Source organism: Rhodovulum kholense (genome assembly GCF_003053725.1).
Classification (GTDB): domain Bacteria; phylum Pseudomonadota; class Alphaproteobacteria; order Rhodobacterales; family Rhodobacteraceae; genus Rhodovulum; species Rhodovulum kholense.
In genome coordinates, this window is record NZ_QAYC01000002.1 from 191,487 (window position 1) to 214,299 (window position 22,813).

Annotated in this window: 19 protein-coding genes, 1 tRNA gene and 1 pseudogene; 18 read left to right on the forward strand and 3 right to left on the reverse strand. The window is 67.7% G+C overall.

What is annotated here, in order from left to right; all coding sequences use genetic code 11:
• Nucleotides 1–69: 69 nt before the first annotated feature.
• Nucleotides 70–828 carry an SDR family NAD(P)-dependent oxidoreductase gene (locus tag C8N38_RS03645; RefSeq protein ID WP_108024043.1) on the reverse strand — a complete coding sequence of 253 codons (759 nt, stop codon included), beginning with the start codon at nucleotides 826–828 and terminating at the stop codon, nucleotides 70–72.
• A 313-nt stretch (nucleotides 829–1,141) separates the two neighbouring features.
• Here C8N38_RS03645 and C8N38_RS03650 point away from each other — a divergent pair, with 313 nt between their 5' ends.
• The 6 genes from C8N38_RS03650 (at nucleotide 1,142) to hutW (ending at nucleotide 8,886) form a co-directional block, all read left to right on the forward strand.
• Complete coding sequence (locus tag C8N38_RS03650; protein ID WP_108024044.1) at nucleotides 1,142–1,354, forward strand: DUF1127 domain-containing protein; 213 nt, start codon at nucleotides 1,142–1,144, stop codon at nucleotides 1,352–1,354.
• Nucleotides 1,355–1,464: 110 nt separating this feature from the next.
• Nucleotides 1,465–1,538 (forward strand) — tRNA-Gly (locus C8N38_RS03655).
• 470 nt (nucleotides 1,539–2,008) lie between these two features.
• The gene (locus tag C8N38_RS03660; protein WP_108024046.1) at nucleotides 2,009–3,361 is read left to right on the forward strand and encodes a sigma-54-dependent transcriptional regulator; all 1,353 of its coding nucleotides are present in this window, start codon (nucleotides 2,009–2,011) and stop codon (nucleotides 3,359–3,361) included.
• Nucleotides 3,362–3,364: 3 nt separating this feature from the next.
• The gene (locus C8N38_RS03665; protein WP_108024048.1) at nucleotides 3,365–5,317 is read left to right on the forward strand and encodes a sensor histidine kinase; all 1,953 of its coding nucleotides are present in this window, start codon (nucleotides 3,365–3,367) and stop codon (nucleotides 5,315–5,317) included.
• A gap of 237 nt (nucleotides 5,318–5,554) precedes the next feature.
• A complete protein-coding gene (locus C8N38_RS03670) occupies nucleotides 5,555–7,276 on the forward strand; it encodes an OFA family MFS transporter (protein ID WP_108024050.1) in 1,722 nt (573 codons plus the stop codon).
• 209 nt (nucleotides 7,277–7,485) lie between these two features.
• Nucleotides 7,486–8,886 carry a heme anaerobic degradation radical SAM methyltransferase ChuW/HutW gene (gene hutW, locus C8N38_RS03675; RefSeq protein WP_108024051.1) on the forward strand — a complete coding sequence of 467 codons (1,401 nt, stop codon included), beginning with the start codon at nucleotides 7,486–7,488 and terminating at the stop codon, nucleotides 8,884–8,886.
• 184 nt (nucleotides 8,887–9,070) lie between these two features.
• On the opposite strand, the gene C8N38_RS03680 is transcribed toward hutW, so the two are convergent.
• Nucleotides 9,071–10,930, reverse strand: a complete 1,860-nt coding sequence (locus C8N38_RS03680) for a methyl-accepting chemotaxis protein (RefSeq protein ID WP_158272294.1) — start codon at nucleotides 10,928–10,930, stop codon at nucleotides 9,071–9,073.
• A gap of 368 nt (nucleotides 10,931–11,298) precedes the next feature.
• On the opposite strand from C8N38_RS03680, the gene C8N38_RS21605 reads away from it, so the two are divergent.
• The 12 genes and pseudogenes from C8N38_RS21605 (at nucleotide 11,299) to C8N38_RS03735 (ending at nucleotide 21,106) form a co-directional block, all read left to right on the forward strand.
• Entirely contained in the window at nucleotides 11,299–11,472 is a 174-nt protein-coding gene (locus tag C8N38_RS21605; protein ID WP_215731076.1) for a COG4315 family predicted lipoprotein, read from the forward strand.
• A gap of 92 nt (nucleotides 11,473–11,564) precedes the next feature.
• Nucleotides 11,565–11,915, forward strand: coding sequence for a COG4315 family predicted lipoprotein (locus tag C8N38_RS22260; RefSeq protein ID WP_425440020.1), 351 nt, complete (start codon nucleotides 11,565–11,567; stop codon nucleotides 11,913–11,915).
• Nucleotides 11,916–12,072: 157 nt separating this feature from the next.
• A pseudogene (locus C8N38_RS22265) lies at nucleotides 12,073–12,192 on the forward strand (hypothetical protein); the annotation flags it as partial.
• 22 nt (nucleotides 12,193–12,214) lie between these two features.
• Nucleotides 12,215–12,982 (forward strand): RNA polymerase sigma factor, encoded by a 768-nt coding sequence (locus C8N38_RS03695; protein ID WP_108024055.1) that lies wholly within the window; start codon nucleotides 12,215–12,217, stop codon nucleotides 12,980–12,982.
• A gap of 537 nt (nucleotides 12,983–13,519) precedes the next feature.
• Complete coding sequence (locus C8N38_RS03700; protein ID WP_108024056.1) at nucleotides 13,520–14,230, forward strand: S8 family serine peptidase; 711 nt, start codon at nucleotides 13,520–13,522, stop codon at nucleotides 14,228–14,230.
• 270 nt (nucleotides 14,231–14,500) lie between these two features.
• Nucleotides 14,501–15,166, forward strand: coding sequence for a GntR family transcriptional regulator (locus C8N38_RS03705; protein ID WP_108024059.1), 666 nt, complete (start codon nucleotides 14,501–14,503; stop codon nucleotides 15,164–15,166).
• A gap of 169 nt (nucleotides 15,167–15,335) precedes the next feature.
• Entirely contained in the window at nucleotides 15,336–16,088 is a 753-nt protein-coding gene (locus C8N38_RS03710; RefSeq protein WP_108024060.1) for an aspartate/glutamate racemase family protein, read from the forward strand.
• An 83-nt stretch (nucleotides 16,089–16,171) separates the two neighbouring features.
• Nucleotides 16,172–17,161, forward strand: a complete 990-nt coding sequence (locus C8N38_RS03715) for a TRAP transporter substrate-binding protein (RefSeq protein WP_108024062.1) — start codon at nucleotides 16,172–16,174, stop codon at nucleotides 17,159–17,161.
• Nucleotides 17,158–17,709: a TRAP transporter small permease gene (locus C8N38_RS03720; protein ID WP_108024064.1), complete on the forward strand. Its 552-nt coding sequence runs from the start codon at nucleotides 17,158–17,160 to the stop codon at nucleotides 17,707–17,709. Before C8N38_RS03715 ends, C8N38_RS03720 begins: the two co-directional genes overlap by 4 nt.
• A complete protein-coding gene (locus tag C8N38_RS03725; RefSeq protein ID WP_108024066.1) occupies nucleotides 17,706–18,986 on the forward strand; it encodes a TRAP transporter large permease in 1,281 nt (426 codons plus the stop codon). The genes C8N38_RS03720 and C8N38_RS03725 overlap by 4 nt, the downstream gene beginning before the upstream one ends.
• 3 nt (nucleotides 18,987–18,989) lie before the next feature.
• Complete coding sequence (locus C8N38_RS03730) at nucleotides 18,990–20,372, forward strand: amidohydrolase family protein (RefSeq protein ID WP_108024068.1); 1,383 nt, start codon at nucleotides 18,990–18,992, stop codon at nucleotides 20,370–20,372.
• A gap of 110 nt (nucleotides 20,373–20,482) precedes the next feature.
• Nucleotides 20,483–21,106, forward strand: coding sequence for a hypothetical protein (locus tag C8N38_RS03735; RefSeq protein ID WP_108024070.1), 624 nt, complete (start codon nucleotides 20,483–20,485; stop codon nucleotides 21,104–21,106).
• 6 nt (nucleotides 21,107–21,112) lie between these two features.
• On the opposite strand, the gene C8N38_RS03740 is transcribed toward C8N38_RS03735, so the two are convergent.
• The gene (locus C8N38_RS03740) at nucleotides 21,113–22,774 is read right to left on the reverse strand and encodes a hypothetical protein (protein WP_108024072.1); all 1,662 of its coding nucleotides are present in this window, start codon (nucleotides 22,772–22,774) and stop codon (nucleotides 21,113–21,115) included.
• Nucleotides 22,775–22,813 lie beyond the last annotated feature (39 nt).

Consider the following 22,813-nt stretch of genomic DNA (forward strand, 5'->3'; position numbering starts at 1 on the left):
AGGGAAGTCCGCTCGTTTCCCGGGCAGCCTTGGGTCACCTGCCCGCCGGATGGGCAGCGCGCCGGGCGGTCAGATCGACCCGGCCTCGACCATATAATTGCTGGCGCTGCACATGGCGGCATCGTCCGAACTCAGGAACAGGACCATCCGCGCCACATAGACCGGGTCGATCAGGTCGGGCAGGCATTGCCGCCTGCGATGCTGTTCCAGCTTCTCGGGCGTGACCCAGAGGGCCTTCTGCCGCTCGGTCATGATCCAGCCGGGGACCACGGTATTGACCCGGATCCGGTGCGGGCCGAGATCGCGCGCGAGGGTCCGGGTGAGCCCGTGCACCGCCGCCTTGGCGGTCGCGTAGGCGGGAAAGCCGCCCACCGCCTCCATCCAGGAATTCGAGGCGAGGTTGACGACGGCCCCGCCGCCCGCCGCGATCATGTCGGGGGCCACGGCCTGGATCGCGAAGAACATGTGGCGCAGGTTGGTGGCCATGCGCTCGTCCCAGTAGTCGGGCGTGACCTCGGCCCAGTCGTGACGGTCGTCGCGGGCGGCATTGTTGACCAGCACCTCGGCCGGTCCGATCCGGGTCTTCAGCGCGGCGAAAGCGTCCCTGAGCGCAGCGATGTCGCGCAGATCGCAGGTTTCGTGATGGACCTCGCCCCCCAGCCGGTCGCAAAGCGCCCCGGCCGCCGCGCCGTCCAGATCGACAAATCCCACCCGCGCGCCCTGCGCGGCGAAGGCCGCGACGATCTCGGCGCCGATGCCCGAGGCCCCGCCGGTCACAAAGACCCGGCGCCCCCTGAGACTGGGGTAGATGGCGAAATCGCGGGTCATGTCTGTCCTCCCTGCCCTGCGCTCCGAGTGCCATTCTGAAAGCCGCGAGGCCCGCGTCAAGCCGCCGAAACCCGACGCCATCCCTGCCCGATTCGGCGCCGCCAAGGGGGCCTGGACCGATTTGACCGGGCCCCGGCCGCGAAAAGCCGGGCGCTTTCTGGGCGTATGGCGCCGTTTGCGGCAGATCCCGGGCAGCAGAGCGGCGATCCGATGCGCCTGTTGCAGGGGCTGCATGGCGGCAATTCCGCGTCGTCGATTGTGCGCGCGCAGAAATTCCATAGATGTCGGGCTCGCACGAACAGAGGATATTCCCATGACCAGCCTGACCCAGGCCGCGCCGAATTCGGCCCTTTCCTTCCGCCTTTCGGCCCTCGCCGAGACCCTTCTCCAGATCGGCCGCCGCAGCAGCATCCGCCGCCAGACCGTTCGCGAGCTTTCGGCCCTGTCCGACCGCGACCTGAAAGATCTGGGCATCTTCCGCTGCGACATCCGCGCGATTGCCGCCGAGGCCGCCCGCAACGCCTGAGGCCCGCCTTCAGGGCGGCGCGGGCCATCCCCGCTTCCCCCGTCAGGCGATGCGGATGCACAAGCCGCTTGACCCGATGAGGGACGTGACATACCTGTGTCGGGCCTTTCGCGGGTATGGTGAAATGGTATCACACGAGCCTTCCAAGCTCTTGGCGCGGGTTCGATTCCCGCTACCCGCTCCAGGCTATACCCATCCTTGATGCGACATGCCCGTGCCGAAGACGGTTCACCGCTTTCGGCGCCCTGGCGCGTGCCGGACCGGACCCGATCCGGCTCTCGCGCCCGCCCCCTTTCGCCCCCGCGCCGCCCGGCATGACCGTCGCCCCCGGATGCGCTCACCCGGGCACCTCGGTGCTTGCGTCCTCGTTCCATCGCCTTTAGCCCTTTCTGTCAGGGAGAAAGATCGACCGGCCCGGGACCGGGTCGGCAGGGTTGGGACCATGGACAGTCACGAGAGGGGAGGCTCGTGCAACGCGCCCATATCCAGGGCACATCCCAGAATCACATGGCGGAGAGCAATGGGCCGAAGCCCCTGCGCGCATGACCTGACCGATGTGGCACGCGATTCTCCGGCGCGGCAGGGGCACCGCGCCCCGCCGATCTCCCGTCTCGACCTAGACGCAGGTACAAAGGGCTTCGAAAAGCGGATCGGATGTCAGAAAATCGGGAAGAAACCGCAAGCCTCCTGAGCACGGCCAGCGTCCTGATCGTCGATGACGAACCCGGGATGCGACACTTCATGGTCAAGACGCTCCGGCCGCTTTGCCGCGCCGTGGACGAGGCGCCCGACACCGAGGCGGCAGAACGGCTGCTGGCCGCCCGCCAATATGACGTGATGGTCCTCGACAACCTGATGCCCGGCCGAAAGGGACTCGACTGGCTGCAAACCCAGCGCGATCGGGGCGGGTTCACCGACACCATCATGATCACCGCCTATGCCGACCTGCAGACCGCCATCGAGGCCCTGCGCGCCGGGGTGTCGGATTTTCTGCTGAAACCGTTCCGGTCGAACCAGATCCTGAACGCGGTCGGCCGCTGTCTTGAACTGGCCAGGCTGAGACGCGAAAACTTCCTTTTGCGCCGCGAGCTTGAAAACGGGGCCTCCGGGACCCGCCGCCGCGAGCTGATCGGCCAGTCGCCCGCCATTGCCGAGGTGCGCCAGATCCTCGAGCGCGTCGCGCCGCTTTCGACTCCGGTGCTGATCCTGGGCGCGTCCGGGTCGGGCAAGGAGGTCGCGGCGCGGCATATCCATTGCCATTCCGGCCGCAGCAGCGCCCCCTTCGTGGCGATCCAGTGCGGCGCGATCCCCGCCGACATGATCGAATACGAGTTGTTCGGCCATGCCGCGGGCGCGTTTCCCGGCGCGCGGTCCGGGCGCGAGGGCCTGCTGGCCTCGGCCTCGGGCGGGACGGTCTTTCTGGACGACGTCAGCGAACTGGGCGCCAATGCCCAGACAGCGCTGCTTCGGGTTCTCGAAGACGGCGTCATCCGCCCCATCGGCACCGAGCGCGACATACAGCTTCAGCTGCGCTTCGTGATCGCCTCGACCAGACCGCTGCAAAAGGCGGTGCAGGAAGGGCGGTTCCGCGAGGATCTGCTGTTCCGCATCAACGTGATCGAAGTCCGGATGCCCGCCCTGAAAGAGCGGAGTTCGGACATTCTGGAGCTGGCCGAGCTTTTTCAGACCGAACTGTCGGCCGCGCTGAACCTGCCTCGGCTTGACATGACCTCGTCCGTGCGGTCGGCCATGCTGCGCCACGACTGGCCAGGCAACATCCGGGAATTGCAGAATTTCATCGAGCGCGCGCTGATCTTCGGGCGCTTTCCGGTCGAAACCCTGGGGCCGCCGCAGACCGGCACCGAGATCGCGCCCCTGGAGGACATCGAGCGGCGCGAGATCCTGCGGGCTCTGGAGGCGCTGGACGGCAACCGGTCCGAGGCGGCGCGCCGCCTGGGGGTCTCGCGCAAGACCATCGACCGGAAATGCGCGGCCTGGGGCCTTTAGCCGATGCCACGCCTGCCCGGCATCCTCGGTTCGGTCCGGGTCCGTCTGCTGGTAATCGCACTCTTGCCGATGCTGGTGCTTCTGCCGGTCATGCTGGGCAGCGCGATGTGGCGCTGGTCGACGAAGATCGACAACCTGCTTGTGACCAAGGTCACCGGCGATCTGACCATCGCCGACCAATACCTTGCCCGGCTGATCGAGATGTCGGGAGAGCGGGTGGATGCGGTCGCCCGGTCGGTCGATCTGCACGAGGCAATCGGGGCCGGGCGGCAGGCGGCCTATCTGGAAGGCGAACGGCAAAGGCTCGGGCTCGACTTTCTGCGCATCGCCGGGCCGCTGCCCTCCGAACGCGCCTGGCCGGTGATTGCCGCGGCGCTTGACGGCCAGCGGCAAAGCGCAATCGACATCCTCGGCGCCGGTCAGCTTGAGGCCCTCGCGCCCGGGCTGGCGCATCGGGCCGAGATCGCGCTGGTCAACACCCGCGCGGCGGTTCCGACCGACCGGACCGACGAGACGCGCGGGATGATCATCCACTCGGCCGCACCGCTGGTGCTGCCCGATGGCAGGCGGGTCGCGCTTGTGGGGGGGCGGCTGCTGAACCGCAACCTCGATTTCATCGACACGATCAATGCGCTGGTCTATCGCGACCAGAGCCTGCCTGATGGCAGCCAGGGCACCGCGACGCTGTTTCTCGACGATGTGCGCGTCTCGACCAATGTGCGCCTGTTCGAGACTGTCCGCGCCCTTGGCACGCGGGTCTCGGCCGAGGTGCGCGCGCAGGTGCTGGACGAGGGGCGGATCTGGCTCGACCGCGCCTTTGTCGTCAACGAGTGGTATATCTCGGCCTATGAGCCGATCCTCGACAGCTTCGGCCGCCGGGTTGGGATGCTCTATGTCGGCTTTCTCGAAACCCCGTTCCGTGAGGCCAAGCGCACCTCGATCCTGGCACTGAGCGCGGCCTTCGTGCTGATCGCACTGGTGTCGGTTCCGGTCTTTCTGCGCTGGGCGGGCCACATCTTTCGGCCCCTCGAAGGCATGACCCGCACCATCGCCCAGGTCGAGGCCGGAGACCTGGCAGCGCGCAACCGCCCGACCGGGGCGGGTGGCGAAATCGCCCAGCTCGCGCACCATTTCGACAGCCTGCTCGATCGCCTGCAAGCGCGCGACCGCGAATTGCGCAGCTGGGCCGAAAGCCTCGAGACCCGCGTCGAAGAGCGCACGCGCGACCTGCGCGCCGCCAATTTGCGGCTGGAACGCACGACCGAACGGCTGATCATGTCCGAAAAGCTGGCGGCGGTGGGCGAAATCACCGCCTCGGTCGCGCATGAGATCAACAACCCGGTCGCGGTCATCCAGGGCAATCTGGACCTTGCCCGCAACACGCTGGGCGCCGAGGCTGACAAGGTCGCCGAGGAATTCGCGCTGATCGACGATCAGGTCTACCGGATCGGTGTCATCGTCTCGAAGCTGCTGCAATTCGCCCGTCCCGAGGATTATTCCGGTTCGGCCGATCTGATCGCCCCCGCCGAGGTGGTGAAGGACTGTCTGGTGCTGACCCGCCATCAGGTCCAGGCCGCCGGGATCGCCAGCGAGATCAGCGCCGAGGGCACGGGGACCGTCTTCATGCCGCGCACCGAATTGCAACAGGTGATCGTGAACCTCATCCTGAACGCGGTCCATGCCATGCCCGAGGGCGGCAGCCTGCGGGTGGTCGCGAAGGACTGCAAGGACGGGGTCGAGGTGACGGTCGAAGACAGCGGGACCGGTATCGCCCCCGAGGTCCTGCCCCGGGTCTTCGATCCGTTCTTCACGACGAAACAGGCGCAGGGGACCGGGCTTGGCCTGTCGATCAGCCAGCAGATCGTGAGCCGGGCCGGAGGCCGCATCACCGCCGAGTCGATCCCCGGGCACGGAAGCCGGTTCCGGGTTTTCCTGCCCGGCGCGAAAAAAACGTGATGCGGACAGGGTGACGCAGTTTCGCGGTGCGGGCGGAGCGTTTCGGGACAAAATGTCCAGCTTCCGGAGGCGGGTCTGCCGAAGCGGCGACAAAAATTCCCGCACCTTGTTGTTATAAATAAGAAATTCATTTGACAGCGCAAGCCCTTGCCTGCCTTTCTCTGATTGCATGCGACAGCATGCCGCCCGGACGGCCTGGAGGAGACCGCCCGCGGCGCCAATCAAGGGAGGAACATCATGAGCAACGCCTCAGGCGGCGCGCTGGGCTTCTTGCACAAGAGCCATATCGTGGCCGAACCCGGCTTCAACCGCTGGCGCGTCCCGCCGGCATCCATCGCGATCCATCTTTGCATCGGCTCGGTCTATGCCTGGTCGGTCTTCAACCCGCCGCTGACCCGCGAACTGGGCGTGGTGGCTTCGGGGGCCGACGACTGGACGTTGGGCTCGGTGGTCTGGATCTTCTCGGTCGCCATCGTCTTTCTGGGCCTCGCGGCGGCCTTCGCGGGCAAATGGCTCGAAGAGGTCGGCCCGCGCATGGTCGGCGTCGTCGCCGCGATCCTCTGGGGCGGCGGGTTCATCATCGGCTCGTTCGGGATCTCGGCGCACCAGCTCTGGCTGGTCTATCTCGGCTATGGCGTGCTTGGCGGCTGCGGGCTGGGGCTGGGCTATGTCTCGCCGGTCTCGACCCTGATCCGGTGGTTCCCCGACCGGCGCGGCATGGCGACCGGCATGGCGATCATGGGCTTTGGCGGCGGCGCGATGATCGCGGCCCCGGTCAAGGGCTGGCTGCTCGACCTGTTCAAGCGCGCGCCCGACTATCTGGGCCCGCAAGATGCGGTGGCGACGGTCGTCGAGGGCGGCCGGATCTTCGCCGAAACCGCCGCCGGCAAGGTCGAGGTGGTCGCGGCCTCGGCCAAGCAGGCTGCCGAGTTCGGCGGCGAGGCGGGCCTTTACGTCGTCGGCACCGGCGCGACGGGGGCCGCGCAGACCTTCCTGACGCTGGGCGTCGTCTATCTGGTGGTGATGATCTTTGCCGCCTTTCAGTACCGCGTTCCGGCCGAGGGCTGGAAACCCGCCGGCTGGTCACCGAAGCCGGTGGCCTCGGGCATGGTGTCCCAGAACAACGTGCATATCGACCAGGCCCTGAAGACCCCGCAATTCTGGCAGATGTGGGTGATGCTCTGCTTCAACGTGACGGCGGGCATCGGCGTGATCGGCGTGGCCAAGACGATGATGTCGGAAATCTTCGGCTCGGTGATGCCGCTGGTCGTCACCGCCGCCTTCGCCTCGACCTATGTGCTGATGATCTCGGTCTTCAACATGCTGGGGCGGTTCTTCTGGGCCTCGGCCTCGGACCATATCGGGCGCAAGGCGACCTACATGTGCTTCTTCGTGCTGGGCACGCTGCTCTATCTGTCGATCCCCTATTTCGCGTCGGCCGTGGCGACCAACCCGGCGATGATCTATCTGATCGGCTTCTACGCCGCGACGATGATCATCTTCTCGATGTATGGCGGCGGCTTCGCCACCATCCCTGCCTATCTGGCCGACATGTTCGGCACGATGCATGTGGGCGGCATCCACGGACGGCTCTTGACCGCCTGGTCCACCGCGGGCGTGCTGGGGCCGCTGGCCATCACCTCGCTGAGGCAGATGTCGGTGACCAACGCCATCCAGGATCTGGCAGGCCGGGTCGACCCGGCGGCTTTCGCCCAGAAGTTCGGCGCGCCGCTGTCGCAGCTTGATCAGCTGGTGGCGGCCAAGACCGTGACCATCGCGGGCCTGATGGAAATCGTCCCCCCGGGCACCATCGATCCGACGCCCTCGCTTTATAACACGACGATGTATTGCATGGCGGCGCTTCTGGTCGTGGCCTTCTTCGCCAATCTCTTCATGCGGCCGGTGCGCGAGCATCACCATCACGACGAACCGGAATTGCAGGCGATCCCGGTCGAGTAAGAGGCACGCCCCGGTCCGCCTGCGGGCAGGCCGGGGCGGACGCCGCTGCCAAAGCCTGCGACCGGCCCTGAAACCGGGTCTTTTCCCGGACGGAATTATCCGATAATAATCGTCAGGAAACGGCTGGTCACACGACCGGCCGCAAACACCCAAGTCAGGCCCAAGCCGTCCGCCCGGTCCCCTGCGCTCATTGCCCACCAGAGGTGCAGATGAACGTTCACAGACCGGCGGCAGAGCTCCGCGACACAGACGCCTTCTTTGCCCGCACCTCGACCGACCCGCTGGCCGATGCGTTTTCCGGCCGGATGGGCGCGCATGCCCATGGCGGCGGAATGGCCGTCGCCCCCGAGGAGGTCGCCGGGCTTTGGGAAAGGCTGACCGCGTCACCGCGTACCGGGCCTTCGGTCGCCTATGTGCATGTTCCCTTTTGCGAAAACCGCTGCCTCTTCTGCGGGTTCTACCAGAACCCCTGGCGGCGCGAGATGGGTGCGCCCTATGTGGATGCGGTGCTGGCGCAGCTTGCCGCCGGCGCCCGGACCGCAGCGCAGCAGGGCCACCCGCTGAGGGCGGTCTATCTGGGCGGCGGCACCCCGACGGCGCTGGCCGCCCGCGACATTGCCCGGCTGGTCGAGGGGCTGCACCGACACCTGCCACTGACGCCCGATTGCGAGATCACGCTGGAAGGCCGGATCGTCAGCTTCGGGCTTGAAAAGGCGCGCGCGGCCTTCGACGCAGGCGTGAACCGCATCTCGCTTGGCGTGCAGAGCTTCGATGACGGCGTGCGGCGTCGCATGGGGCGCAAGTCGACCCGGGCCGAGACGGTGCGTTTTCTCGAGGGGCTAATACGGCTGGACCGGGGGGCCGTGGTGATCGATCTGATCTACGGGCTGCCGGGCCAGGACCGCGCCACCTTCCAGGAGGATGTGCGTCTGGCCGCGGCGCTGGGGCTCGACGGGCTCGACCTCTATTCGCTGAAGTCGATCCCGGGCACGCCGCTGATGATGGCGCAGGACAAGGGCAAGCTTGCCGTCGCCGCACCCGGCGAGCTTGGTCATTTTTATGCCGATGGCGCTGCCGAAATGGACCGCGCGGGCTGGGACGCGATTTCGACGACCCATTGGCGGCGCGGGACGCGCGAACGAAGTCTCTATAATCTGGAGGTCAAGGCGGGGGCGGAATGCCTGGCCTTCGGCGCGGGCGCGGGCGGCAACCTGCAAGGCCACGGCTTCCGCATCACGCCCGATCTCGACGCTTACCGGGACCGGGCGGCGGCAGGCGGCGCCGGGTTGGTCGCGGGGCTGACAAGGCCAGCACCGCTCGGTCCCGTCCATGCAGCGATCAAGGCCGGTATGGAACGTGGGCGGCTCGTCTTCGCCTCGGTGGACCGGGCCTTGGCCGGGTGCGGGATCAATGGCGGGTTCGAACCGCACGCCGCGCCGCTGCTGGCGCAATGGCAGCGCGCCGGGTTGCTGACGGGGCACCCCCTGTCGGTCGAGTTGACGCTGGCGGGACGGTTCTGGCAGGTCGCCATGACGTCGCGCCTGATCGCCTGGACCGATGCCCGGTTTGGCGGCGCCGAAAGCGATGTCGGCAGACGGGCGACGGGCTGACGGCCTCAAGACCGGACGCTCCGTCCCCGCCGGACGTATCGGCCGGAGAGGACGACCCAGCCCGCCCGTGCGGCATCGCGGACACGTGCGTCGAGATCCGCAGCCCCGGGCTGCCGGTCACAAGCGGAGCCCGGCGCCCGTTCGTCGCGTCAAAGCGGAGGGTCAGGCCCTGACGCCCCCGGGCTCAGAAATCCGTCCAGCCGCCATTTGCCACCTTCGCAGCGGGCGCGTCGGCGGCCGGGAACGATCTGCCCGGTTTCGCCGGTCTGCGCGGGGCCTTCTCGGCGATGAGCGCGACCGATGCCCCCGAGTCGACGCGGAACCTCGAAATCTGGCGGCGCAGGCTTTCCACCTCCTGACGCAGTGTCACGCTGGCGGCCGTCGCCTCCTCGACCATGGCTGCGTTCTGCTGCGTCACCTGGTCCAGTTGCGAGACGCCGGCGTTGATCTCGCCGATCCCGGCGGACTGTTCGCGTGCCCCGGTCGCAATCTCGCTGATAAGTTTCGAGACATTCGCGACACGTTCGACGATATCGTGCAGGGCCTCGCCGGTCCGGTTCACCAGATCGACGCCGGCCTCGACATGCTCCGAGCTTTTCTCGATGAGCTGCTTGATTTCCTTGGCCGCGCCAGAGGAATTCTGCGCCAGCGCCCGTACCTCGGAGGCCACGACGGCGAAGCCCCGTCCCGCCTCGCCCGCCCGCGCAGCCTCGACGCCCGCATTCAGCGCCAGCAGGTTGGTCTGGAAGGCGATGTCGTCGATTGCCCCGGTGATCTTCGAAATCCCCTCGGAGGACGCCTTGATTTCCGACATCGCCTCGACCGCCTTGTTGACGATCAGACCGCTTCGTTCGGCATCGTCGCGGGTCTGCCGCACCACCCGTTCGACCTCGACCGCGCCCTCGGCGGCATTGCGGACGGAACTGGTGATTTCGTCCAGCGCGGCCGCGGTCTCTTCCAGGGTCGCGGCCTGGTTTTCGGTCCTATGGGACAGATCCTCGGAGGCCGAGGCCACCTCCTCGGCGCGGGCCTGAATCTCGTCGGCGTTCTCGACGACGCCGGACTGCATCTCCCGCAGGGTCATGAGGGTCTTGTCGAAGTTCGAGCGGATGGTTTCGAAATGCTCGGGAAACGGGGTATCGAGCGTGTGGGTCAGATCGCCCTGCGCGAGTTCGGACAGGCCCGTACCGACCGCGGCAACCACATTCTTCTGTGCCTCTGCATCGGCCTCGCGCCTGGCCCGCGCGTCGTTCTCGGCCCGTTCCAGTTCGGCCTTGTGCTTGAGGGCGTCCCGGAAGACGACCATGCTTCGGGCCATCTGCCAGGTTTCCGCGCGGCCCCGCATGTAGGGAATGTCGCTGTCCAGATCCCCGCTCGACAGCGCCTTCATCCGGGCGTTCAGGCGGTCGATCGGCCGGATCACGATCATCGCGCCAAGCCCTTCCAGCAGCGTCGTCATCAGGGTCTTGCGCATGTCGGCCGCCATCGCCTCGATATCGTCGATGTAACTGCCGGTCGCGATCATCCAGCCCCAAGGCGCAAACCCGGTTCCGTAGCTGATCTTCGGATAAAGCTTCTTGTCACCGTCGCCGGCCGCGCGCTCGGTCGAATAGTGGACGACGCCGCCTTCTGGGTTTCTCGCATGCGCAATGAGCTCCTGATAGGTCCTCACCCCGTTGGGGTCGGTCAGGTTCCATTGGTTCGTGCCCATCCGGTCGTCGCGCGGGGGCGCCACGATGTTTCCCCGCATGTCGGAGGCAAACAGATAATTGCTACCATCGTAGCGGATGGTGCGGAGGATCTTCACGCCCTCGGCCTTCGCCTCTTCGGAACCGAGCGTGCCTGCGTCGACCTCGGCCTGCAGGGGAGCCAGCTGGCTCACCGCCGATTGCACGATATCGCGCAGGTGCACCTTGCGGAGGCTATAAGTGCTTTTCTCCATGAGGCTTACCGCCTGCCAGGCCATGAAGGCCGTGCCCCCGACCGCAAGCGCCACCACAAGGTAGACCCGCCATGCAATGCCAAAACTGAAGAGCAGAAGCATGCTTTCTCCGGCTGATCGGAACGCCCGCCAACGACCTCTAGTACGCTCGGCCAATTGAGGATCGGTGGCCGACTTGAGGGTCTTCGGATCGGCTGCGCCGCCGCACACGGATTGCAGGTCGTTCGGGATCGGACGGCCGCCGACGGTTTCGCTGCATCGCCGCGTTCCGTTCGTGGCGGTCTGGCCCAAGGGAGCCTCTGCCCCTCGTCGCCCCCGAAGGCCAGGCGGACCGGCGGGACCGCCGATCCTGAAGAACATGCTGGGAAGAAATCGCGGCACGGCATGACTCCTGTAGCCACGCCAGGGCACAAACCATCGGAACCAAGACCTGGGCCACAGTGGTCCGGGCCGAAAACAGGGGAGGCCCCATGAAACTTGGGTCCCCGATCGCAGGCGCCGCACTGTCGCTGGCAGCCGGTGCCGCCCCGGCGGGCTTGTCCGGCGATGGCGTGCTGGTCCACCGCTCCGGCATGACGCTTTACATCTTCGACAACGACCGTCCCGGCGTCAGCAATTGCACCGGCGGCTGCGCGGCCAGCTGACCGCCCGTCACGGCCAGGGCGGCGCCAGCGCCGGAGGCGGCTTATCCCTGATCGAACGCGCCGACGGCGCGGCCCAATGGGGCTATAAGGGCATGCCGCTTTACCAGTGCAAAGGCGACAGCCGTCCCGTCGACATGAACGGCAACGGCATCGGCGGGGTCTGGTACGTTCTGAAGCAGGGGCCGGTCCTCCTCCCCACGGTCCTGATCCCCGCATGGTCCGGGTTCCGCCCCCGGAACCGGATCATACGCATCTGTCCCGTCGGCGCCACCATCCCTGCCACTGGCGGTGCCGACGCATTTTCCCGACTGTCGGTCGGCCCGACTGCCCCGCCGGGCAAACCGCCGCCGCGCGCCCTTTTAGGCTTGCCCTGCCCCGGCGGGTTGCGAATGCAGGAAGGGCCGCTTCGACACACTCCCCCAACAAAATCCCGCTCCCTATGACAAACGGGCCGCGCGCGGACCGCGGAATGCGCCACGACCCGCACCGGGGCGCCAAGCCGCTTGTCCGCTTCAGGCCCGATCCCCGGTAGATCCTACCGGCGGCCCGGGGTGCACCTTCAAATACAACGCTCGCGACAACGCTCGGCGGACCGCCGAGGAAATCGCCAATGACACGCTGATGACCGTCTGGCGCACGGCAGACCGGTTCGCGAGCTGCTCGAAACCCTCGACCTGGCTTTTCGGCATCGCTTGCCGGCTGTCCTTGAAACAGCGGCAGAAGCTGGCCCGGCGGGGGCGACGTGGAACTGGACGAGCCCCTGATCGGCGACGAGGGCGACAGTGCCAAGGCGGTCCTTCGCGCACGGGATCTTTCCCGCGCGTTGCAGCGCCTGACACCCGAACTGCGGGCCGTTGTCGAACTGACCTATTTCAACGGCTATCTCCGTACGGATATCGCCGAGATCCTGGGGTGCCCCCTGGGCACCGTGAAGACGCGGAGGATGACGGGACGAAAGCGCCTGCGCGCGATGCTGTCCGAGGACGCGCAAACAATCCCGGAGAGCTCAGTTCATGACGCCCTGAAGGCACGGAGCGACGACCGCCACAAAGCGGTGTGGGACAACACTCCGTGGTACGTGAACGGGTCCCTGCCCGGGCCGGAGGCCGCGGCGGTCAGGAATCACACTCGCATCTGCCCGGCCTGCGCCGCCAAGCTGGCGTGCCAGTTCGACCTTGCAAGCGAGGTCGCGGGGACCGCGCCTTCCGAGGTTCCTCTGTCCCGAAGCTGGGACGACCTGAGGGCGCGGATCGAGGCCGACAGCCGGGCGCGGCGGCCGCGCGAAGGCTGGGGAGGACGCCAGAGGGGAGTCCGGGAGGCTATGGCCTTGGCCGGAACGACCGCCGCCGCCTGCCTGGTGGCGGCAGTCGCGTTCGGGCCGTCCGATGACGGGTTCCGGACCCTGACCAGCGACGGCGGCGCGCCAACGATCCGGTTCCAGACCGTTCCGGACCTGAACGCCGAAAGTCTTCGGGCCGTTCTGGCGCGGCAGGGCCTGACGCTTGTGTAGGGGCCGTCCGAAGGCGGGGTCTGCACCGCCAGCGCCGAACGCGCGGCCGACCTTGCGGCTGCGGCGGCTGCGCCGATGCAGACGCCCGGCATCGTATTCGCCGCGCCGGACCAACAGTTCTGATCCGCGCGGGGCAGACCGGCGAACCGGCCCCCGCCCCGGTCTGGCGTCTTGTCCCCGCCAGCGGGATGGCGACCGACACCCACCTGATCCTCGCCGTTCCGGCCGCCGAACCGGAGGCCCTCGCGGCGGCGGATATCGAGACCCGCTTCGGCGTCACGCTGACCGCGGAATGGCCGCTGCAGTCGATCTCGGCCCATTGCTTCGTGGTCGAGACGGACGGCCGGTCCGACATGGGCACGCTCATGACCCGGATGCGGGTCGATGCCGCCATTCGCACGGTCCAGCGGATGCAAACGTTCGACACGTTCGCGACCGCGTCCGGCGCCCCGCTGTTTCCGATCCAGAACACCCTGGCCGACATAAACGCGACCGCGGCCCAGCGCGCCTCGACCGGGGCCGGCATTCGCGTGGGAGGTGATCGACTCCGCCATCGACGGCGCCCATCCCGACCTGGCGCTACGCCTCGCGGAGGCCCGGAACCTCGTCGACACCCGGGACGGGACAGGAGAAGATCACGGCACCGCCATCGCCGGGATCATCGCCGCCGATGCGGCCAATGCGGCCGGGATCGTCGGCGTCGCGCCGGATGCGGACCTGATCGGCCTGCGCGCCTGCTGGCAGCGCCCCGGCCAGCCCGGCCGCCGCAACAGCTTCTCGCTGGCCCGCGCCCTGAACTTCGCGATCCTGAACGAAATGAACGTGCTGAACCTGAGCCTCGGCGGTCCGGCCGACCCGCTGCTGGACGAGCTGGTGCGCGCGGCAGTCGATGCCGGGATCGTCGTGGTCGCGGCCTGGGGCGAAGCGGCCTCGCCTGCCTTTCCCGCCTCGGTTCCCGGGGTCATCGCGGCCGGTCCCGTCGCGGACAGCGCGATCCCCGCGCCGTCGGTCGACGTGATCAGCACGGCGCCGGACGATCAGTACCGCTACTATTCCGGCTCGTCGGTCGCCGCAGCGCATGTCACGGGCGTGGTCGCGCTGCTGCTTGCGGACCAGCGCGAGCTGAGCTCCGGGGCCGTCGCGGATGCACTTCGGGCTGGCCTGCGCCCCCGCGACGGGCGCGTCCTGATCGACGCCTGCGAGGCGCTCCGCGCCATCGACGCCTCTGTCCCGAGTTGCCTCCGCTAGGCGCGACGGTCCCGGCCCGGACGGCTGCGGAGGCGCGCGCCACGGACATCCCGCCCGAAACCCCGGCGAGGGCTTTCCAGCACCGCGCCCCTGCCGGTTCGGCTTCGCAGGCTGCCGGAACCGCAAGTGGGCAGCGGGTGCCGGACCGGCGCGGCCGACCGCGGCCCGCCAGCCACAGAGCCGCGCCGACAGGCGGGGAATGTCTGGAGTTTCCCTTGCCCCGGGTGATACCCTGTCACGTGTTTCAACTTTGAAGACCGGTCTCCGCAAATGTCCGATACCTCGCTCGACGTCCAAGCCTCGGCGGAACGTGTCGCAGACCGTCTGCGCGACCGGATCGTCAAGGGCGACCTGCCGCCCGGCTCGCGGCTGGTCGAGCGCAAGCTTTCGGCCGAACTCAATGTCTCGCGCACGCCGATCCGCGAGGCGCTGAAGCTGCTGCGGGTCGACGGTCTGGTCGACATCTCGCTGCATCGGGGGGCCCAGGTGGTCGATTATACCGCCGAGGAGGCCGAGGACCTGTTCGACCTGATCGCGGTGATCGAGAGCCTCGCCGCCGAGCGTCTGGCCCAGCGCATCACGGCCGATGTACTGGACCGGCTGGAAACCCTGCACACGCGGATGCTGGCCCAGTACGAGGCCCGCGATGCCTCGACCTATTTCGACACCAACACCGAGATCCACGACACCATCGTCGTCGAGGCCGGCAATGCGGTCTTGACCGACAGCCACCGCCGGGTGGCGATGCGCGCCCGGCGCGGGCGGTTCATGGCGATCTTCGATGCCGACCGCTGGCGCCAGTCTGTCGGCGAGCACGAGACGGTGATGGCCGCCTTCCGTGCCCGCGATCCGGCCGCGGCGGCGCGGATCTGGCGGCAGCATCTGCGCCATAGCGGCGAATCGGTCGCCGAGACGCTCCGCCGCCAGCGCGGCTGATCGCTGGACACAAATCGCACGATTTTTAGGCATGTAGCGGAGACTGGCGCCCCGGATCTGGGCGGCGCGGTCGAATGGCATGCCATTATCGCCAAATGGCATGCCATTTATGTCCTTTGCCGCGCGATTTCTTATGGTGACCTCGTAGGACGGACAGTGTGGCGGAACGATGCGATTACTCTTGGTTAACCCGAACATGACTGAGGCGATGACCGACCGGATGGCCGAAATCGCGCGCACCGTGGCTCCGCCGGAAACCGAGATCCTGCCTCTGACCGCCAAACGCGGCTTTCCTTATATCGCTTCGCGCGCCGAGGCGCAGATCGGCGGCGCGCTGGCCTATGACCTGATCGCCGAACATGCCGAAGGCACCGACGCGGCGATCATCGCGGCCTTCGGCGACCCTGGGCTGGCCGGGGCACGCGAACTGTTCGATTTTCCGATCGTCGGCATGGCCGAGGCCGCGCTGATGTCGGCGGCGATGCTGGGCGAACGGATCTCGATCGTCACCTTCTCGCCGGTGATGCGGCGCTGGTACGGGGACTCGGTGCGCGATGCCGGGTTGATGCCCCGCTTCACCGGCGTGCGCACGCCCCCCGCCCATGTCCGCGATCTGGCCAACCTTCAGCAGAACCTGCGCCCCGAACTGATCCGGCTTTGCGCCCAGGCGGTCGAGGAGGACAACGCCGATGTCGTGATCCTCGGCGGCGCGCCGCTGGCGGGGCTGGCCCCCGAGATCGCCAACGAGGTCGAGGCGCTGGTGGTCGACCCGATCACCGCCGCGACCGTGCAGGCCCAGGCGCTGGTATCTCTGGGCAGTCAGGCAGGCTTTGCCCGGCGGCGATCGAAACCTTTGGCCAAGGCCGCCAGCGGCCTGCCCGACGCCCTCACCCGCCAGTTCGGCCGAGACATGGACCCATGACACCCCGATAACGTCAGGGCGGACGGGCCGCGGGCCCCCACCGTCCGGACCACAGGACCCCAACAGGGAAAGGACCAAGCCCTATGACATCCCTCCTCCCCCGCGCCTTCGGCCTCTGCCTCGGGCTCTCGCTACTCGCGGGCGCCGGTTCGGCCCAGACTGTGCTGCGTGTTGCCGGAAACTTCCCCGAAGAACACAGCGCGACCGGCGCCATGACCGTTTTCAAGGACGAGGTCGAACGCCTCTCGGGCGGCGATCTCGTTGTGCAGAACTTCCCCGCCATGCAGCTGGGCGGCGCGCAGGAAAACGTCGATCAGGTCCGGTCGGGCGCGATCTTCGCGGTGTTCACCTCGATCGCCTATTTCACCCGCTCGGTGCCGGAACTGGAGGCGGTCAGCCTGCCGTTCCTGTTCGACAACCGCGAAAAGGCCTTCGAGGTGATGGACGGCCCTGTCGGCAAGCTGATGGACGAGGCGCTTTTGGAACAGGGCTTCGTCAATCTCGGCTATGGCGAGCTCGGTTTCCGCCATGTCACCAACAGCGCCCGGCCGCTGACCAAGCTCGAGGATTTCCAAGGGCTCAAGATCCGGCTGCAGCCGAACGAGGTCCATCTGGAAACCTTCCGCGCGCTCGGTGCCAATCCGCAATCGCTGGACATCTCGGAACTTTACTCGGCGCTCCAGCAGAAGGTGCTGGATGGCGAGGAAAACCCCTACAACATCATCTACACCCGCCGGTTCTTCGAGGTGCAGAAATACCTGTCGGATACCGGTCACTTCTTCGATTTCATCAATGTCGTGGCCAACAAGGGCGCGTTCGAGGCGCTGAGCCCGGAAAACCAGGAAGCCGTGCGGACCGCGATGCGCACCGCCATCGAATGGCAGCGGACCGAAGCCGCGCGGGTCGATCTTGAATTCCGCGACAAGCTGGTGGCCGAGGGCATGCAGTTCGACGCGATTTCGGCCGAAGAGCGCGCCCGGCTGCGCGAGGCGACGGCCTCGATCGCCGAAAGCCTGAAGGCGCGGGTCGATCCCGAGGTGATCGACCTCGTCCTCCAACAGGCCGCGCAGTGACCCAGTCGGGACACCCCTCGCCCGGGCCGGCTTCTGCCGGCCTGCTGGCACTTTTGCGCAAGGCGGTCGACCTGATCGATGCGCTGTCGCGCTGGACCATCGTGGCGGCCATGGGCGCGATGACGCTGCTGATCGCGGCACAGGTCTTCCAGCGCTATGTCCTCAGTTCCTCCATCGACGCCGCCGACGAGCTGTCGCGCCTTTTCTTCGTCTGGTCGATCTTCCTCGCCATCCCGCATGGCATCCGCCGCGGCGTGCATGTCGGCATCGACATCGTGCTGCGCCTCTTGCCCGGCCGTGGGCAGGATCTGTTGCAGCGCGGCTCGGCGCTGGCGGGGCTGATGCTGATGGCCGTGGTTTTCGTCACGGCCCTTGGCGCGGCCGAGGACAAATGGGGCGAGCTGATGCCCACGCTGCCGGTCACCGCCGCGCTTTACTACATCCCGGTCTGCCTCTGCGCCGCGCATTCGGCGCTGCATCTTCTGCTTCTGGCGCTTGGCGGCCCGCGGGTCTGGGGCGAGGACGCCTGGAAGGAAACCCTGCTATGAGCGCCCTTGCCGTTTCGGTCTTCGCCATCCTTGCCCTGATCGGCGCGCCGCTCGCCTTCGCCATCGGGCTGGGCGCGGTGGCGGCACTTTACACGGGCGGGTTCGATCTGGTCGTGCTGCCGCAGCGGATGATGTTCGCGGTGAATTCCTTCCCGCTGATGGCCATTCCGCTGTTCATGCTGGCGGGCGAGCTGATGGTGAAGGCGGGCATCGTCGACCGCCTCGTCAGCTTTGCCAATTCGCTGGTCGGCCGGGTGCAGGGCGGCGTCGCCCATGTCACCATTCTGGCGGGCATGGTCTTCGCCTCGGTCAGCGGCGCGGCCGTCGCCTCGGCCAGCGCGCTGGGCTCGACGCTGGTGCCCGCGCTGCGCAAGACCTATCCCGACGGCTATTCCAGCGCGGTGATCGCCTCGGCCGCCAATCTGGGCCCAGTCATCCCGCCCTCGAACGCGATGATCGTCTATGCACTGATGGCCGGGTCCTCGGTGTCGGTGGGCGGCATGTTCATGGCCGGGATCGTGCCCGGCATCATCCTCGCGCTCGGGTTCATGGCGCTGGCCACGCTGATCGCCCGGCGCCGGGGCTATGCGCTCAGCGGCACCCCCTTCTCGGTCCGCAACGCCCTGATCGAGACCCGGCGCGCGGGCCTGATCCTGTTGATGCCGGTGATCGTCGTCGGTGGCATCGTCGGCGGTATCTTCACCGCCACCGAGGGCGCGGCCATCGCCGTCGTCTATGCGCTGGTGGTGGGTCTCTTCATCACCCGCAAGCTGCGCCTCGCCGACCTGCCCGGCTGTCTTTTCCGCGCCGCGGTGATGGCGGCCATGGTCGGCGCGCTGATCGCCTTCGCCTCGGTCGTGACCTTCGTCTTCACGCTCGATCTGGTGCCGATGCGGCTGTCATCCTGGATCAAGGACCTGACCTCGGACCCGATGACCTTCATCCTCCTGGTGATGGCGATGCTGCTGGTCGTCGGCATGCTGATCGAGTCGAACGCGGCCTATATCATGCTGGTGCCGCTCTTTGCCCCGATGGCGATCAGCTACGGCATCGACCCGCTCTTCTTCGGGTTCCTCTTCATGTACAACCTCGTCGTGGGCATGATGACGCCGCCCGTGGGCGTGCTGCTTTTCGTCATGAGCGGCATCACCCGCGTCTCGATGAGCGAACTGACCCGCGAGGCGCTTCCCTTCGTCATCCTGCAATTCGCCGTTCTGGCACTCTGCGTCGTCTTCCCGCCGCTGGTGCTCTGGCTGCCTTCCGTCTTCGGATACTGACCCATGACCTCTGCCAGTCCCGACCTGATCGTCGACGGCGCCGCCATCCTGACAGCGGACCCGGCACGGCCTTTCCTGAAAACCGGCTGGGTCGAGGTCACGGGCGGGCGGATCACCGCCATCCGCGACACCCGGCCCGAACGGATCGACCCGAAAACCCGTATCGTTCCCGGCGCGGGCCGCGTGCTGACGCCCGGTTTCGTCAATGTCCACACCCATGCGATCCTCAGCATGGTGCGGGGCGTGGCCGAGGATATGGGCTTTGCCCCCGCCTATACGATGGGCGTGCCCCATGGCCACGATGTGCGCCCCGACGAAGCCCATGCGCTGGCCCAGCTTGGCGCGCTGGAGGCGCTGAGCTTCGGGTCCACCCTCATCAATGACAGCTTCACCCATCAGGAGATCGCGCTTCCCGCCATGGCCCAGACCGGCATCAGGGCCTTCGGCTGCGGCCGCATCCACGATGTCGACTTCACCCGCGTGCATCTGGGCGACTGGCGCTATGACGATGCCATCGGCGACTGGACGCTGGGCCTTGCCGCCGAGCTGATCGACCGGTTCCACGACCCCGAGCCCCTGCAAACCGGCGTCGTCCTTGCCCCCCATGCGCCCGACACCTGTTCGCGCGCCCTCCTGACCCGGGTGCGCGAGCTGCGCGATGCGCATGGGCTCCGGATCAACACCCATGTTTCGCAAAGCCGGGTCGAGGTCGATTTCATCCGCGAGCGCGACGGCATGACCCCGCCCGAACTGCTGGATGAAGTGGGGCTGATGGATGACCGCCTGATCGGCGCCCATTGCATCCACCTGACCGAAAGCGACATCGCGCGGCTGGGCCGGGCCGAGGCGCATCTGGCTCATATCGCCAAGGGCAACCAGACCCATGGCTGCCTCGCGCCGACGGCGAAGCTCCGCAAGGCGGGGATGAACCTCGCGCTCGCAACCGACAACATGCATGCCGACATGGTCGAGCTGATGCGCTGGGCACTGGCGACGGGGCGGTTGCAGGAGGGCGGCATCACCGCCGATTGGCAGCCCGCCATGGCCTTCGAGGCCGCCACAATGGGCGGCGCGCGGGCGCTGGGGCTCGAGGCCGAGATCGGGTCGATCGAAACCGGCAAGCGCGCCGATCTGGTGCTGTTCGATTTCCGCCGCCCGCATCTGCGGCCGATGACCGACGTTCTGGGCACGCTGGTCCATACCGGACAGGGCCGCGATGTCGAAACGGTGATCGTCGGCGGCAAGGTGGTGATCGAGGGCGGCGAACCTGTCCGCGTCGACAAGATGGCGGTGCTGGAGGCCGCCGAAACCGCCGCCGCCGCGCTTTGGGACCGGGCCCGGACCGAAGCCGCCAGCACCGATGCCGGGGCCGCTCAGGCGCACTGAGGACCGCCCCCTCCGGCCATGCGCCGCGGACCACAGGGGCCGCGCTGTCATGGTCCCGACATGAACACAGCCTAGCGAGAGGTAACTACAGGCAATCGCGAGGTTTCTTCATGCACGCCATCGGCCCGGCCCTTCTGGCGGCCTTCATCGCCGCCGGCCCCGCCACCGCGCAAGAGGCGTCTTTACGCTGGCTGACGGCCTCTGCCCCGATCCGCACGGCACCGGACGAGGCCGCCCCGGCGGGCGAGGTTCTGGTGGCAAGCCCGGTGCATGCAACGGGCCGCATAGAGGACGGACGCGCCGAGATCCTGGTGCCGGGCTGGACCGATGCCGAGCGGCGCGCGCTTTTCGCAACGGCAGCGCCATCCGTGACCCTGGCCGAGGTCCCGGGCGGGCTGACCCCGCGCCCGGCCGCCCCCGGCGAAGCCGCGCCCGAAGGCTGGTCGCCGGTCGCGCTGCGCGGTTGGGTCGACGCCGGTCTGCTGGCCTCGGACCCGGCGGATCTGTGGAGCGCCGCCTTCACGCTCTATCGCACCCGCTGCACCGCCTGCCATCCGCGCCGGGTGCCCGGGAAATACAGCATGGCCGAATGGCAGGACTATTTCCGCCAGATGGGGCCGCGCACCCGGCTGCCGCAGGACGACCAGTATCTGATCCGGGCCTGGCTTCAGCACAATGCCGATGACGCAGCCGACCTGGAGGCCGCCGTGGCGCGGATCGCCGCCGAGGACTGAACGCGCCTAGCGCCGGTGCCGGGGATACCAGGGCGCCTCGGGCTCGGCGATACCGGTCGGGCGGTCCTGGTCCACCTCGCGCCAGACGGTCGCATCCTGCGGGGTCACCGTCGCATCCCGACCCAGCGCAAAGCTCTGGTCGCGCACGATTTCCCGGTAGGCCACGTCCAGCGCCAGCGCGCGTTCAGGCGAGGGCAGGATCAGCGGCGCGATGTCGTCGCGGATCCTCGCCGCCGCCGCCTCGGGCAGTTCACCGTCCTTCAGCCAGGCGCGGATCAGCTCGTCATTTGACCGGAACTCGTCGCCTGCGCCATTCGTGCGCAGGTAATGCACATAGTCGCCCGCGCCATCGACCCGGGTCAGATCCGGCGTTCCGGCCAGACCCTTTTGGGTCCAGTGATACCAGCCGCCCTGAAACGCCTCGGCCCCCAGCTTGCGCGGAAAGGCCAGCGTGTCGTCGTCGTTCACGCCGATGCCGCCATGGCAGCCCATGCAGAACACCGTCTCCTCGAAACTCTGCGGGCGCAGCGCGCCCTCGCGGTCCTCGATGAACCCCTGCAACCGCCAGCCGGTGCCGTTGCTGATCCCGTGTTCGGCATCCCCGAAGAAAAGGCTGATGCGGTCGGGGAAATCGTGCCGCTCCTTGGCTTCGGCAAGGGCGCCATCCATCCGGTCGAAATAGGTCAGCCACCGGGTCTTGCGCATGTAGCGCAGCTCTTTCATGCGCGGCGCCATACCCACGCCCGCGGGGTCGGGATCGAGATAGCGGACCGAATGCAGGAATTCCGTCCCAAGCGGATAAAGCCCCGCGGCCAGCGGCGCCTCGTCGGCCGGCAGCGTGCCCGCGCGGCCGACCCAATGCATGGTGATGCCCTCAAGCGGCGCGAAGGCGAAGGCCACGCGGGTCGCGGTGCCAAGCGCGCCGTCGCGGTCGAGATCGACCCCCAGCGCCGCCTCGTCCACAGGCGCGACCGGCACATCGGCACGCCGGATCAGCGCCTCGACAATGGCCAGGTTCAATGCATAGATCGCCCGGTCGTCCCGCCCCCCGGCATCTTGCCGATAGGCCTCGGGCAGCCGGATCATCACGTCGTCGGTCGAGCCGCTTGCCGGCCAGAACGTGCCTGGAAGCGGCTGGTAGGCAAAGGCGCGCCACCCGGTCAGCTGCCCGTCCGGCGCATGATCGAAGCCCATCTCGTCAAAGTCATAGAACGCGTCCGGCACATAGCCCGACCAGCGCCCGTCGCCGTCGCTGTCCCAGGCTTGGGGCGGCGAGGCGAGCTTTTCGGCCAGCACCGGCTGGCCATCGGCGCCAAGATAGTTGTCCTGCCGCACCCAGGCGCGGACCTCTTCGGGATCGGCCGCCGCGACCGCGCCGCTGCGGTCGACGAACAGGTTGGTCCAGGGGTTCTTCAGCGCCGGTCCCGGCAGCGCATAGGACAGCTGCAGGTCCTGATCGTTGATGTAATGGGGCACCCGCGACCGGGTGTGGCAGGTCTGGCACGGGTTATGCGCAGTCCCCGCCGCATCCTCGGTGCGGGTATAGCATTGCGGCGGGATATAGGCGGTATGGTTCGCCAGCGTGCTGTGACGCAGGTCGACGGCCGATGCCGAACCGGCCGCGCATATCAGGGCAAGACCCGAGAGCAAGGAAAGACTGTGCCGCATCGGGGCCTCCGTCGCAGGGAAAGCGGGGCCATGACGTGA

Excerpts from the sequence above, each read along its gene's own strand:
- C8N38_RS22260 (WP_425440020.1), top strand. The coding sequence starts at position 11,565 with ATGCCGCTTTACCAGTGCAAAGGCGACAGCCGTCCCGTCGACATGAAC.
- C8N38_RS03740 (WP_108024072.1), bottom strand. The coding sequence starts at position 22,774 with ATGCGGCACAGTCTTTCCTTGCTCTCGGGTCTTGCCCTGATATGCGCG.
- C8N38_RS03680 (WP_158272294.1), bottom strand. The coding sequence starts at position 10,930 with ATGCTTCTGCTCTTCAGTTTTGGCATTGCATGGCGGGTCTACCTTGTG.
- C8N38_RS03665 (WP_108024048.1), top strand. The coding sequence starts at position 3,365 with ATGCCACGCCTGCCCGGCATCCTCGGTTCGGTCCGGGTCCGTCTGCTG.
- C8N38_RS21605 (WP_215731076.1), top strand. The coding sequence starts at position 11,299 with ATGAAACTTGGGTCCCCGATCGCAGGCGCCGCACTGTCGCTGGCAGCC.
- C8N38_RS03660 (WP_108024046.1), top strand. The coding sequence starts at position 2,009 with ATGTCAGAAAATCGGGAAGAAACCGCAAGCCTCCTGAGCACGGCCAGC.
- C8N38_RS03650 (WP_108024044.1), top strand. The coding sequence starts at position 1,142 with ATGACCAGCCTGACCCAGGCCGCGCCGAATTCGGCCCTTTCCTTCCGC.
- C8N38_RS03645 (WP_108024043.1), bottom strand. The coding sequence starts at position 828 with ATGACCCGCGATTTCGCCATCTACCCCAGTCTCAGGGGGCGCCGGGTC.
- hutW (WP_108024051.1), top strand. The coding sequence starts at position 7,486 with ATGAACGTTCACAGACCGGCGGCAGAGCTCCGCGACACAGACGCCTTC.
- C8N38_RS03710 (WP_108024060.1), top strand. The coding sequence starts at position 15,336 with ATGCGATTACTCTTGGTTAACCCGAACATGACTGAGGCGATGACCGAC.
- C8N38_RS03705 (WP_108024059.1), top strand. The coding sequence starts at position 14,501 with ATGTCCGATACCTCGCTCGACGTCCAAGCCTCGGCGGAACGTGTCGCA.
- C8N38_RS03725 (WP_108024066.1), top strand. The coding sequence starts at position 17,706 with ATGAGCGCCCTTGCCGTTTCGGTCTTCGCCATCCTTGCCCTGATCGGC.
- C8N38_RS03730 (WP_108024068.1), top strand. The coding sequence starts at position 18,990 with ATGACCTCTGCCAGTCCCGACCTGATCGTCGACGGCGCCGCCATCCTG.
- C8N38_RS03670 (WP_108024050.1), top strand. The coding sequence starts at position 5,555 with ATGAGCAACGCCTCAGGCGGCGCGCTGGGCTTCTTGCACAAGAGCCAT.
- C8N38_RS03735 (WP_108024070.1), top strand. The coding sequence starts at position 20,483 with ATGCACGCCATCGGCCCGGCCCTTCTGGCGGCCTTCATCGCCGCCGGC.
- C8N38_RS03715 (WP_108024062.1), top strand. The coding sequence starts at position 16,172 with ATGACATCCCTCCTCCCCCGCGCCTTCGGCCTCTGCCTCGGGCTCTCG.